The organism is Halobacillus sp. HZG1 (assembly GCF_035818575.1).
GTDB lineage: Bacteria > Bacillota > Bacilli > Bacillales > Halobacillaceae > Halobacillus > Halobacillus litoralis.
Genome location: NZ_JAYLVQ010000051.1, coordinates 23,733 through 35,936 on the forward strand (window position 1 = coordinate 23,733; position 12,204 = coordinate 35,936).

Sequence of the window (12,204 nt, forward strand, 5' to 3'; positions counted from 1 at the left end):
TTATTCTTGTTCAAAAAATTGCTGCAGTGTTTGTTTCGTAGATTCCTCATCGTGGTTTAGCACCAGGCCGATTGGATAAGGCTTACGTTCGTCCCATACGTTATCGGTTGTAGGGATGCTGATCATATTCATTGACTCCACAGGGTTCAGCAAAAGATCTTTACCGACTTGGACCATTTTACTACCACCGAGGTTCGTATCAATATATGGTTGGAGGTTTCCAATTAAACGAGGAGCTTTCATAACTCCTTGGAATGAGAGAAGCTCTTCTTTCATCAGTTGTATAACCTTTTGTTGTCTCTCTACTCTGGCAAAATCCCCTCGGGCATCACTTCGATACCTCACATATCCAAGAAGTTCTTTCCCGTTCAGGGTCTGTGGTCCTTCTTCTAATTGAATGTCTGTCGTTCCATCCCCGGAGCGGTACTGCATGTTCTTCTCTACATCCACTTTCATTCCATCCGGTGATAGAGTATCCACAATTTGTGTAAACCCTTGAAAGTCTACAATTGAGTAGTATTCCGTTTCAATTCTAAAATTTACTTCAATAGTTTCGCGAAGGAGTTCCGGTCCGCCTAGAGCGAAGGCGGCATTCAGTTTGTTGTAACCGTGTCCGGGGATATCTACGTAAAGGTCTCTCATCAAAGAAGCGACCTTCGCCTCTTTTTCAGCGGGATCATATTCTGCAACCATGATCGTGTCCGTTCTTGAAATCTCTGAGCCTCTCTGATCAACCCCTAATAGAAGAACGGTCATTTTCCCGTCTCCATTGTCTTTTCCGTTAAATTCTTCTTTGTACACACTTTCGACCGTCTCCACCTTATCAATACTTTCAGCAGCGGAAGCCTGTTGACTCATCGCCTGATGCTTACCTGCCAAGTACTCGTACCCGGAATAACTGATGATTAGTAAAAAGATAAGTGCGTACATACCAATAAAAAGCTTGCGTTTTCGCCTTCTCCTGCTGCGTTTCCGCAAGGATCTCGACTGAGACACCGTCATCATCCTTTCAAAATCAACCCATAAAAAAGCTTGTTTATTAAAGTCTGTCTGTTATTAAATGTACCTGTTCTTTCCAATGAAGTAAAGACTAGGATTTAAAGAGGAATTCACCGCATGACAAAGCATTTGCTTTCATAAGATAGCAATAGGAGGACGAGCCGGAGGGGATGAAGCTATGTGGTACTGGATGCTGCTCTTAACTGGTTTCGGTTTTGCTGTCGCAGGCGGAACGGTAACGATCACGTATTTGAATCTCGTTCCTGCCGGGTTGAGTTGGATGGAATTCTTTATTCTGATTCATACACGTGTGGAATGCTATCTTTTTCCTGTCGGTTTGATATTCATTACGACAGCCTTGATTCTTATGGAAGATTAATTTTCTAAAATATGGATTCAAAGAATAAAAAAGCCAGCATTGGTCATAATGTAACCAAAAGAGATCACCGAGTGAAAGTGAGGGTCCGAAATGTTATACATGCATGATCTGTGGGTGAACTGGTTTGAAGGTGAAGAGAATGGGTATAACGTCTGTCGTTTTCATGAATGGCGCAAAGAGGATGGTATTGAACTGATCGATCAAATTCCTTTGATTCTAATCAGTGATGAACTTTTCAATTTTATTGAAAATGATTTGCAAGATCTACCAGCATCGCTGCTCCAGGATATCCACCGCAAAACGTATATGAAGAAGAATCAAGAACGTCACACGGTTGAATATGCAGCAGTCGTAACGAACGGCAAAGATGTAATGGTATTTGATACGATTGGATATACGCTTCCTGTTAAAAAGAGCCGTTTAATACCTCGACAAGAGCGTCTTGTATTTGAGATGGTCCAAGGAAAAGAACCCGAGCACTATTTAATAGAAGAAAGAGTATTAAAAGAACATCATATTTTATCATTAGATCCAAGGAAAATGTCAGGCTTGACGCGGAGAGAGAGACAGTTGAAGCAGCTTTTGATGATGGCACTCGATCAGTTGAAACAATCCGATCATCCTGAAGAAATACGATACTGGTTGACGGAATGGAATCCTGCACAATATCCGACCATCAAGCAATTCTCAAATGATGAAGCATGGGATCGTCTATATGATGGAACTTGTAATGGCTGGTCCACGGCTCACGAGGAACTGTGCAAAAAGATGGTGAAAGGGCAGCCCTTCTTTGAAACAATATGGCAAGGAGAGAATGAAGGGGTCTCTCAACATATGAAAAGCCAGAATTGAGGGATAACTCAATTCTGGCTTTTTGTCTGTTATTTCTTCTTCACGCGGCCAAGACCCATGGCTTTCTTCGCTTTACGAATCATTTTGTTGGCTTCATAGGATGCTTTATCAGCCCCTGCATCTAGGATCTCATCCAATTCCTCGGAATGGATCAATGTTTCATAACGGTCCTGGATAGGTTTGAGAACGGCAATGACCGCCTCTGCGACCCCTACTTTGAAATCACCATATCCTTTTCCTTCATACTTCTGCTCCAACTCTTCAATACTTGCACCGCTGCAAGCAGACTCAATGGTCAACAGATTGGAAACACCAGGTTTGTTTTCTTTATCGTACTTCACGATTCCATCAGAATCAGTAACGGCACTCTTGATCTTCTTCATGATTTTCTTTTCATCATCCAGCATAGAAATGAACGCTTTTTGATTTTCATCAGATTTGCTCATTTTCTTCGTTGGCTCTTGAAGGGACATGATGCGGGCACCTTCTTTTGGAATGCTTACTTCAGGAACGGTGAAAATGTCATTGAACTTATTGTTGAATCGCTGCGCCAAGTTTCTTGTAAGTTCCAAATGTTGTTTCTGGTCATCACCGACTGGGACGACATCTGTCTTATACAGGAGAATGTCTGCTGCCATCAATGGAGGATAGGTAAGGAGTCCGGAAGATACTGCTTCCTTTCCGCCTGAAGATTTATCTTTGAACTGCGTCATTCGCTCAAGCTCCCCAATGTAGCTGACGCATTGTAACATCCAACCCAGCTGAGTGTGCGCAGGAACTTCTGATTGAATGAAAAGGGTCGCTTTTTCAGGATCAATTCCTGAGGCTAAGTATAGAGCGGCCAGAGAACGGATGTTATCTCTCAATTTCAACCGATCCTGTGGAACTGTAATGGCATGCTCGTCGACAATACAAAAATAGCAGTGGTTATCATCCTGCAAATCTGTAAAGTGTTTCATGGCTCCAATGTAGTTTCCAAGCGTTAACGTACCACTTGGTTGAATGCCTGAGAAAATCGTTTTTGTCATCATCATCACCTCAACATTTATTTTTTAACAAAAAAAGATCATTCATCTCTTCCATTATGGAAGGGACGAATGATCCGCGGTGCCACCCTAATTACTTCTAAATATATAGAAGTCAACTTGAATCGTTAACGCCGATTTACGTCTATTGAAGCTCCAAAGGCCCAATTCCGAATGGTATCCTCAGCTGTTTTCACCGACCACAGCCTCTCTGTAGAGGATCTACCCAAACGTACTTATCCTTCTTCATTGCATTTCTTGCGATATTTGTAAGTCAGTATTATATCGGAATCCTTCAATGTATGCAACCACTTACCCTGAATAGTAAAGGAAAAGTAAAGCTAGTAGACTTATGCCTAACAATATCCCTTGATATAAGAAAAATTTGGGTAATGATTGGTGGACAGTTTGAGAGGGAAGGGGTTTTTCCTTCCAATCGTCTAAATAATCTCTTTGTCTGGACATCCGGTTGGTGAATCGTCTGAATCCGTAAGTGATCCCGTCAAAGAATCCTCCGCGTACGACCCACATGATAATACCAATAAAAATATAGAAGTAAGCGATATAGAAAAGCTGGTTAATATAATGGAATAAATCGTAGGCGGGAGCCAGTGTGATAAATAGTATCGTTACAATCGCCAAATTTAAACCGAACATCAACCATTTATTTTTTATGATGATCACATCATTTCCACCTTTCATACAAACTCGACCTATATTATAGCACGTTTAATAAGTATGAAGGAATTGTTAACACATTAAATAAACAGAAAATTCAACTTTGGTAAAATATTGCATGGTCTATACAAACGCTTTAACGGATAACCGTAATAAATAACAATGTTTCAAAATCCCATATCTTTTTTTATGCATATGAGCTTATAAATAATAAGTTTATGCGTATAACATTGTAAAATAAACTAGGTATTTAGTCTCATTTTGTGTTACTGAAACGTAATAATGATGGGAATCCTGAGAGTTTTCAAAAAAAAAGGTAATGCAAAATAGTTAGAAAACTTGTATAATTCGATATGTGGACAAAACGCCACAACAAATTTTTAGAAAATTTTTAGGGGAGGTCATTTTCTATCATGAAAAAGACAAATTGGTTATTGCTAGTACTTGCACTAGTACTTAGCATGTTCCTCGCAGCTTGTTCTGGTGGATCAGACGATACGTCAAATTCCACAGACGATGCTGACTCCGGGGAAACAACAGAAACTGAAGACACTTCTGGTGAAGAGGGAGAAGCTTCAGGAGAACAAGTACTTAACATTGTAGATGCTGCTGAGATTCCAACTATGGACGCATCTCTTGCAACTGACGCTGTAGCATTCCAATGGTTAGGTTCTACAACAGACGGTCTTTATCGTCTTGGTGAGAACGCTAAACCAGAACCAGGAATTGCTAAAGACCACGAAGTAAGTGAAGACGGTCTTACATGGACGTTCAACCTTCGTGAAGACGCTGTTTGGTCAAACGGCGATCCTGTCACAGCAAACGATTTCGTTTACGCTTGGCAACGTGCTGTAAATCCTGATACAGGTTCTGAGTACGGCCCTTACATGATGGGTGGCGTTATCAAGAATGCACAAGCTGTCGTTGATGGTGAAGTACCTGTCGAAGAGCTTGGTGTTAAGGCTGATGGCGACTACACACTTGTCGTAGAGCTTGAAAAGCCAGTTCCTTACTTCGAATCTTTGACTGCTTTCGGTACATTCTTACCATTGAACAAGGCATTTGTTGAAGAAAAAGGTGAAGATTACGCACTTGAAGCTGACGCGCTACTTTCCAACGGCCCATTCGTTCTTACTGAGTGGAACCACGGTGAAGGCTGGACGCTTGAAAAGAACCAGGATTACTGGGATGCAGAAAATGTAAAACTTGAAACAATCAACGTTAAAGTTGTTAAAGAAACGTCTACGGCTGTAAACCTTTATGACACTGGTGAAATTGACCGTACAGGTCTTTCTGCAGAATTTGTAGACCAATACCGTACTTCTGATGAGTTCCAAATCGAAGAAGAGCCAGTATTGTTCTACTTGAAGATGAACCAGGAAAACGAAGTATTGGGTAACGTGAATGCTCGTAAAGCCATTCAAATGGTCATCGATCGTCAATCCATGGTTGATGTTATCTTGAACAACGGATCTATCCCTGCGGTTGGTCACGTACCACAGAACTTCACGAAACATCCTGAAACAGATGAAGACTTCCGTGAGATTAACGGTGATCTAATTGAAACAAATGTAGAGCAGGCTCAAGAGCTTTGGTCTAAAGCTAAAGAAGAGCTTGGTCAAGATTCGATTGAACTTGGCTACCTAGGTGGCGACAGTGAAGTAGCTCAAAACTTGGATGCTTACATCAAGGACCAGCTTGAGCAGCTTGAAGGTTTGACTGTTAAAGTTCAATCCGTACCTTTCAAAGAGCGCCTTCAGCGTGATGAAAACATGGAATATGATATCCAGAACTCTGGTTGGGGTCCTGACTACATCGACCCGAACACATTCCTGAACATGTTCGTAACAGATGGTGGAAACAATAAGACTGGTTATTCTTCTGAAGAGTACGATGGTCTAATTGAAAAAGCGAACAATGAGCTTGCTCAAGAGCCTGTTGAACGTTTTGAAACTTTCCTAGAAGCTGAAAAAATGCTAATCCAAGACGATGCAGTTCTTGCTCCGCTTTATCAGCGTGCATCTGCTCAGCTTTGGAAGCCTTATGTTAAAGGTGTAATTGCCCAGCCAATGGGACCTGACTACACTTACAAGTATGCTTATATCGAAGGTAAATAATTGAAATAAGAATTTCCAACCACATATAGGCTTGCTTTACAGGGGAGAGAGTATATGTCCAACGTGTTGGCGTATGCTCTCTTTTTCCCTGCCATCAAATTATTCAGATTATAGAAAAATTTCTGTCAATTACAACAAGAAGAGAAAGTTTGTAGGTACACACATTCGGAGGTGTTGAAATGGCTCGTTATATTACCCAACGTTTAATTTATATGGTTATAACGATGTTTTTGATTGCTACCTTAACGTTCTTTCTGATGAAGTTTTTACCAGGTACTCCCCTAAGTGCTGCAGATAAATTATCAGATGAACAACAAGCGGTAGTTTTAGAAAAGTACGGATTAAATGATCCAGTTCCAGTGCAGTATTTTAACTATATGGTCAACTTAGCTCAAGGTGACTTAGGTATTTCCTTCCAGTTTGATAACCGTGAAGTGACGAATATTATCATGGAGCGTATCGGTCCTTCCATGCAGCTTGGTTTCCAAGCGATGATTATCGGTACAATTATCGGTATGTTGTTAGGATTAGTGTCTGCCATTTATCATAATGGTATTATGGATTATACTTCGACATTCCTAGCTGTATTAGGTCAGTCGGTTCCATCCTTTGTATTTGCTGGTTTGCTGCAATTTTATATCGGCGTTAAGTTTGGCTGGTTGCCAGTTGCCCTGTGGGAAGGCTGGGAATATACCATACTACCAACCATTTCGTTGGCCATCTTCCCAATTGCAATTGCTGCCCGTTTTATGAGAACAGAAATGCTCGAGGTTATGGGGTCTGATTATATAGTGACAGCCCGTGCCAAAGGTGTAAATAAAGTCGGTGTTGTATTTAAACACGGTTTAAGAAACGCTTTAATTCCATTAATTACAGTGTTGGGGCCGCTGGCTATTGGTTTGATGACTGGTACTCTTGTTATTGAAAACATCTTTGCCGTACCTGGAATTGGTGAGCAGTTCGTTAAGGCGATCAATATGAATGATTACCCAATCATTATGGGAACAACTCTTTTAATTGCTTTCCTATTCATTTTCATCATCCTGGTCATCGACTTGCTTTATGGAGTCATTGACCCTAGAATTCGACTGGCGGAAGGAGAGTAATCTAAGATATGGATAACCATAAACCCTCGAAAGATTTATTTGTGCCCGTAGAAACAAAAGAAACAGAAATAGATAAGATTTCTCGGCCGAGCCTTTCTTTCTGGCAGGATTCCTTCATCCGTCTACGTAAGAACGTAGGAGCGATGATTGGACTGGCTGTTTTGATTGTATTGACATTAATGGCTGCCTTTGGTCCATATATGAACGATTATGGACAGTATGAACAAGACCTTTCTCGTGCAAAAATGCCACCTAAGGTGGAAGGCCTTGGTTGGCTTGGAATGGATGGGACACTTTCTGATGTCCAATCCGCCGGCACATTGGAAGATGCAGAACAGAAAGCTTTAATGCGATTCAACAATCAGGAAGAGTTTATTACGACTGAAGTATTAAATGATGGCTCCAATGGAGAGCCGGCAGAAGTTAGAGCCACTTATGATGTATATGGTGCAAAAGATATGGACGAAAACTTCTGGTTTGGTACAGACGGTCTTGGACGTGACCAATGGACCCGTACATGGATGGGAACGCGTGTATCCCTTTATATCGCATTCTTAGCCGCAGCTATTGATATGCTTATCGGGGTAGCTTATGGCGGTATATCTGCCTACTATGGCGGTCGTGTCGATAATATCATGCAGCGTTTCATTGAAATTCTTGTCGGTATTCCGAACCTTGTTCTCGTAATCTTGATGATTTTGATTCTTGAACCGGGGATCTTATCTATTACCATCGCCCTCGCAATAGCCGGTTGGATAGGGATGGCCAGGATCGTCCGAGGACAAATCTTAAAGCTGAAAAACCAGGAATTCGTACTGGCATCCCGCACTTTAGGTGCGAAGGATAGCCGCATCCTGCAAAGACACTTGATTCCAAACACATTAGGATTGATCATCATCAATACGATGTTCTCTATTCCTGCAGCGATATTTTTTGAAGCTTTCTTGAGCTTTATCGGACTTGGTCTTCCAACACCGATGGCTTCTCTAGGAACATTAATCAATGCCGGATTCCAATCCTTGCAGATTTATCCGCACATTCTATTGTTCCCGGCAATTATAATTTCCCTTATCATGATTGCCTTTAACGTCTTAGCTGATGGTCTTCGTGATGCATTCGATCCGAAGATGCGCGAATAGGAGGTAGGTGTACGAAATGGAAAAACTACTAGATGTTAAAAACCTGCACGTCTCCTTTGACACCTACGGTGGTGAAGTCAAAGCAGTACGTGGCGTTAATTTTGATGTAAAAAAAGGTGAAACCTTAGCGATTGTAGGAGAGTCTGGTTCGGGTAAATCTGTTACAACCAAAGCTCTCATGCACTTAATTCCAAAGCCGCCGGGTCGGATCAAAGAAGGAGAAATCATCTTTGAAGGCCGTGACCTTGCAAAAATGACCGAGAAACAAATGCAAAAAATCCGTGGTAAAGAGATGTCGATGATCTTCCAGGATCCTATGACTTCTCTGAACCCGACGATGAAAGTCGGGAATCAGATCATGGAGGGTCTTATTAAGCACCAGAAAATGAATAAGTCCCAGGCACGTAAGCGTGTCATGGAATTACTTGAACTTGTTGGAATTCCGGATGCCGAGAATCGTATGAAACAATACCCTCACCAATTCTCGGGTGGAATGAGACAACGTGTGGTTGTTGCCATTGCATTGGCATGTAATCCAAAGCTTTTGATTGCTGATGAGCCTACAACTGCCTTGGATGTAACCATTCAAGCTCAAATTTTGGAGTTAATGAAAGACATTCAGAAGAAAACAGATTCCGCGACTATTTTTATCACTCACGACCTTGGGGTTGTAGCAAACGTAGCCGATCGAGTGGCGGTTATGTACGCTGGAAAAATTGTTGAAATTGGTACTGTAGATGATATTTTCTACAACCCTCAACACCCGTATACATGGGGGCTATTAGGTTCTATGCCTTCTCTTGATAGTGAAGATGAAGAGCTCTTCGCTATTCCTGGGACACCACCAGATTTACTGGATCCACCAAAAGGAGATGCGTTTGCTGCGCGTAACCAATATGCGATGAAGATTGATTTTGAACAAGAACCTCCAATGTTCAAAGTCAGTGAATCCCACTACGCAGCTACATGGTTGCTTCATGAGCATGCACCCAAGGTTGAACCACCAGCAGCGGTGAAAAAGCGTATGGAAGGTATGGCCAATTCATCCAGCAGTTCGGAAGGTGAACGAGTATGAGTCAAGAAAAACTAGTCGAAATTAAAAATTTAAAACAACATTTCAAAACAGGACGTCATAGTGTAGTAAAAGCCGTGGACGGTTTGAATTTCAGCATCTACAAAGGAGAAACATTCGGGCTGGTTGGCGAATCTGGTTGTGGTAAATCTACAACCGGACGTACAATCATTCGTTTATACGATGCGACAGATGGAGAAGTCATTTTCGACGGTGAAAACGTACACGGGAAAAAATCTCGTGAAGATTTGAAAAAATTCAACCGTGAAATGCAAATGATTTTCCAGGATCCTTATGCATCCTTGAACCCTCGTATGAAGGTTGAAGATATTATTGCAGAAGGAATGGACATCCATGGGCTTTCGAAAGATGCGAAAGCTCGTAAAGCGAGAGTCCACGAGTTGTTGGAAACGGTCGGATTGAATAAAGAGCATGCCAACCGTTACCCACACGAGTTCAGTGGTGGGCAGCGACAACGTATCGGTATCGCACGCGCCCTTGCAGTAGATCCAAGCTTTATCATCGCTGATGAGCCGATCTCCGCCCTGGATGTTTCCATTCAGGCGCAAGTGGTTAACCTTTTGAAAAAGCTTCAAGAAGAAAAAGGATTAACCTATTTGTTCATCGCCCACGATTTGTCGATGGTCAAATATATCAGTGATCGGATTGGCGTTATGTACTTTGGTAAAATGGTTGAGCTTGCGGATGCAGATGAATTGTACAAGCACCCAATTCATCCTTATACCCAGTCTCTACTATCTGCCATTCCATTACCAGATCCGGATTATGAACGTTCTCGTGAGCGTTTCACTTATGATCCTACGAAACATGATACGAGTGAAGAACCCGAGTTCCGTGAAGTACGTCCTGGTCACTATGTTCTTTGTACTACTAAAGAATTCGAGCAGTACCAACGCGAGCATGGAACAGGAGAATAATAGGAGTAAAGGCTCTGTCCAAGTGACAGAGCCTTTTTTCTATGTTTAGGGAAATAGTCTTGATATAGGGAAAAATTATGAAAAAATGCCAAGCAGCTCTGTTATATTTGCCCTTCCTCTTTTATAATAAAGATTAGAAGAAATTAGGATAGGAGTAGGATGCACATGGGGAAAAGACAACTATGGATGATCATCTTCACAGGGATTCTCTTTTTCGGAATGATGGGGTCATTACATAACGTAAATGCGGAAGATGGAGAAGGATCAAAAGAAGTCGCGATGCTTACGAAAAAACAATTGGGTTTGAAGGAATTGACCGTTCCAAGTCCAGCAGCAAGGTTTACATATAACTCAGGACTGTCTTTCGAATACCCAGATGCCGTCAGAGGTATTTTTGTAACGGGACCTTCGGCCGGTGGAGCGAAGATGGCGGAGCTTACGAAGCTTGTTGAAGATACAGAACTGAACGCCATGGTTATAGATATTAAAGAGGATAACGGAAACATTACATTTGAGCCTGAAGAGGGTTCCCCTTATGCGGATGTTGCCGAGGGGTTTATTGACGATCCTCGAGCCATGTTAGAAGAACTCGAGGAAAAAGGAATCTATCCAATTGCTCGTGTTGTAGTATTTAAGGATAGCTTACTTGCTGAAAAACGACCGGATTTATCTTTTACACAAAACGGTCAAGTTTGGAAGAATGGTAAAGGTGAATCCTTCGTCAATCCATTCATGGAGGAAGTCTGGGAATACAATGTAGAACTTGCTAAAATAGCAGCAGAGATGGGTTTTGAAGAAATTCAGTACGACTATGTCCGCTTCCCAGAAGGATTTGGAAGCCGTGACGATGTTCTCGAGTATGGCCAAGGGAAGTACGGAGATATGGATATGGACAATGTCCAAAAACGTGTACAGGCTGTTACAGACTTTGTCGAATATGCCAGTAAAGAATTGGAGTACTATGGCGTGGATGTCTCCGTAGATATTTTTGGTTATGCAGCAACCATCACAGAAGCACCGAACATCGGACAGAACTTCTCTAAAATCTCATCAAATGTTGATGTTATATCTTCTATGATTTATCCAAGTCACTGGGGGCCGTATTTTGGAATCTCTAAACCGGATACTGAACCTTACCGTCTAATAAGCGAATATGCTAAAGTAGAGAACGAGGTATTGGCTGCGCTGGAAAACTCGCCAACCTCCCGTCCATGGCTGCAGGATTTTGAAGCACCATGGCTTTACTCCGGGCCGACGAAGCAATATGGAAAAGCAGAAGTCGAAGCTCAAATTCGTGCTCTGAATGAAAACGGAATTAACGAATTCCTTCTATGGAATGCTGGAAATAACTATACGAAAAACGTAGACTATACACCCTTAGATTAGTAAAAGGAGGTGTGGGATCATACAGATCCCACACCTTTTTTCTTTATTGAAGATAATGGCGGGATTGTGGAAGACTCAGTTTCGAGACTTTTGTGAGAGTTTAGGGCTCCGGGAAAAGGTTCGCTTTCCATGGGGCGGGCGGTGAGCGCCCTCAGGCTATGCCTTCCGGGGTCTCACCGTTTCCCTCCGCCCCTTTACCATAGAATAGGTTCTCGAAACCAACACTAAAAGGCAGCTCTTATGATTTTGATAGGCGAATTATAGAACCCCTGCACTTATAAATAAGGTTCTAATCCTTCCCGCTTAGGCAGGCAAAAGGGCTTTGTATCAAGCGATTACGCTTTCTACACGTCCATTGGACAGAGTACATATTATCCATTTCCTATAAACATATAAGTTAATTTTCTAAGTAGTGTTTTCGAGAATCTCCCTTGGCAAAGGGGCGGAGGGGAATGGCGAGACTCCTGCGGGAAAAAAGTGCTTGGTGAGACCCCACAGGACGCAGTCCGAGGA

At 42.1% G+C, this 12,204-nt stretch carries 11 protein-coding genes and 1 other annotated feature; of the genes, 8 read left to right on the forward strand and 3 right to left on the reverse strand.

What is annotated here, in order from left to right; all coding sequences use genetic code 11:
- Entirely contained in the window at positions 1-930 is a 930-nt protein-coding gene (locus VKA52_RS07600; RefSeq protein ID WP_326314867.1) for an LCP family protein, read from the reverse strand.
- 247 nt (positions 931-1,177) lie between these two features.
- Here VKA52_RS07600 and VKA52_RS07605 point away from each other — a divergent pair, with 247 nt between their 5' ends.
- Complete coding sequence (locus VKA52_RS07605) at positions 1,178-1,378, forward strand: hypothetical protein (protein ID WP_160911999.1); 201 nt, start codon at positions 1,178-1,180, stop codon at positions 1,376-1,378.
- Positions 1,379-1,468: 90 nt separating this feature from the next.
- Positions 1,469-2,230, forward strand: a complete 762-nt coding sequence (locus VKA52_RS07610; protein ID WP_326314869.1) for a YjbA family protein — start codon at positions 1,469-1,471, stop codon at positions 2,228-2,230.
- A 29-nt stretch (positions 2,231-2,259) separates the two neighbouring features.
- Here the strand turns inward: VKA52_RS07610 and trpS are convergent, their stop codons facing one another.
- Positions 2,260-3,258, reverse strand: coding sequence for a tryptophan--tRNA ligase (trpS, locus tag VKA52_RS07615; protein WP_326314885.1), 999 nt, complete (start codon positions 3,256-3,258; stop codon positions 2,260-2,262).
- Positions 3,259-3,316: 58 nt separating this feature from the next.
- Positions 3,317-3,514: a binding site (T-box leader), on the reverse strand.
- A gap of 53 nt (positions 3,515-3,567) precedes the next feature.
- Positions 3,568-3,939, reverse strand: a complete 372-nt coding sequence (locus VKA52_RS07620; protein ID WP_326314871.1) for a DUF3899 domain-containing protein — start codon at positions 3,937-3,939, stop codon at positions 3,568-3,570.
- A 407-nt stretch (positions 3,940-4,346) separates the two neighbouring features.
- On the opposite strand from VKA52_RS07620, the gene VKA52_RS07625 reads away from it, so the two are divergent.
- The 6 genes from VKA52_RS07625 (at position 4,347) to VKA52_RS07650 (ending at position 11,691) form a co-directional block, all read left to right on the forward strand.
- Complete coding sequence (locus VKA52_RS07625) at positions 4,347-6,050, forward strand: peptide ABC transporter substrate-binding protein (RefSeq protein ID WP_326314873.1); 1,704 nt, start codon at positions 4,347-4,349, stop codon at positions 6,048-6,050.
- Between the two features lie 179 nt (positions 6,051-6,229).
- A complete protein-coding gene (opp3b, locus tag VKA52_RS07630) occupies positions 6,230-7,156 on the forward strand; it encodes an oligopeptide ABC transporter permease (RefSeq protein WP_326314875.1) in 927 nt (308 codons plus the stop codon).
- An 8-nt stretch (positions 7,157-7,164) separates the two neighbouring features.
- Positions 7,165-8,295, forward strand: coding sequence for an oligopeptide ABC transporter permease (gene opp3C / locus VKA52_RS07635; protein ID WP_326314877.1), 1,131 nt, complete (start codon positions 7,165-7,167; stop codon positions 8,293-8,295).
- A 16-nt stretch (positions 8,296-8,311) separates the two neighbouring features.
- On the forward strand, positions 8,312-9,370 hold the full coding sequence (locus VKA52_RS07640; protein WP_326314879.1) for an ABC transporter ATP-binding protein: 1,059 nt from the start codon (positions 8,312-8,314) through the stop codon (positions 9,368-9,370).
- Positions 9,367-10,305, forward strand: a complete 939-nt coding sequence (locus VKA52_RS07645; protein ID WP_326314881.1) for an ABC transporter ATP-binding protein — start codon at positions 9,367-9,369, stop codon at positions 10,303-10,305. The genes VKA52_RS07640 and VKA52_RS07645 overlap by 4 nt, the downstream gene beginning before the upstream one ends.
- Before the next feature lie 165 nt (positions 10,306-10,470).
- Positions 10,471-11,691 carry a putative glycoside hydrolase gene (locus VKA52_RS07650; RefSeq protein ID WP_160912017.1) on the forward strand — a complete coding sequence of 407 codons (1,221 nt, stop codon included), beginning with the start codon at positions 10,471-10,473 and terminating at the stop codon, positions 11,689-11,691.
- Positions 11,692-12,204: the final 513 nt, after the last annotated feature.

What these genes read in the sequence shown, in the direction of transcription:
- VKA52_RS07625 (WP_326314873.1), top strand. Translation starts at nt 4,347, where the DNA reads ATGAAAAAGACAAATTGGTTATTGCTAGTACTTGCACTAGTACTTAGC.
- VKA52_RS07605 (WP_160911999.1), top strand. Translation starts at nt 1,178, where the DNA reads ATGTGGTACTGGATGCTGCTCTTAACTGGTTTCGGTTTTGCTGTCGCA.
- VKA52_RS07600 (WP_326314867.1), bottom strand. Translation starts at nt 930, where the DNA reads ATGTACGCACTTATCTTTTTACTAATCATCAGTTATTCCGGGTACGAG.
- VKA52_RS07610 (WP_326314869.1), top strand. Translation starts at nt 1,469, where the DNA reads ATGTTATACATGCATGATCTGTGGGTGAACTGGTTTGAAGGTGAAGAG.
- opp3b (WP_326314875.1), top strand. Translation starts at nt 6,230, where the DNA reads ATGGCTCGTTATATTACCCAACGTTTAATTTATATGGTTATAACGATG.
- trpS (WP_326314885.1), bottom strand. Translation starts at nt 3,258, where the DNA reads ATGACAAAAACGATTTTCTCAGGCATTCAACCAAGTGGTACGTTAACG.
- opp3C (WP_326314877.1), top strand. Translation starts at nt 7,165, where the DNA reads ATGGATAACCATAAACCCTCGAAAGATTTATTTGTGCCCGTAGAAACA.
- VKA52_RS07650 (WP_160912017.1), top strand. Translation starts at nt 10,471, where the DNA reads ATGGGGAAAAGACAACTATGGATGATCATCTTCACAGGGATTCTCTTT.
- VKA52_RS07645 (WP_326314881.1), top strand. Translation starts at nt 9,367, where the DNA reads ATGAGTCAAGAAAAACTAGTCGAAATTAAAAATTTAAAACAACATTTC.
- VKA52_RS07640 (WP_326314879.1), top strand. Translation starts at nt 8,312, where the DNA reads ATGGAAAAACTACTAGATGTTAAAAACCTGCACGTCTCCTTTGACACC.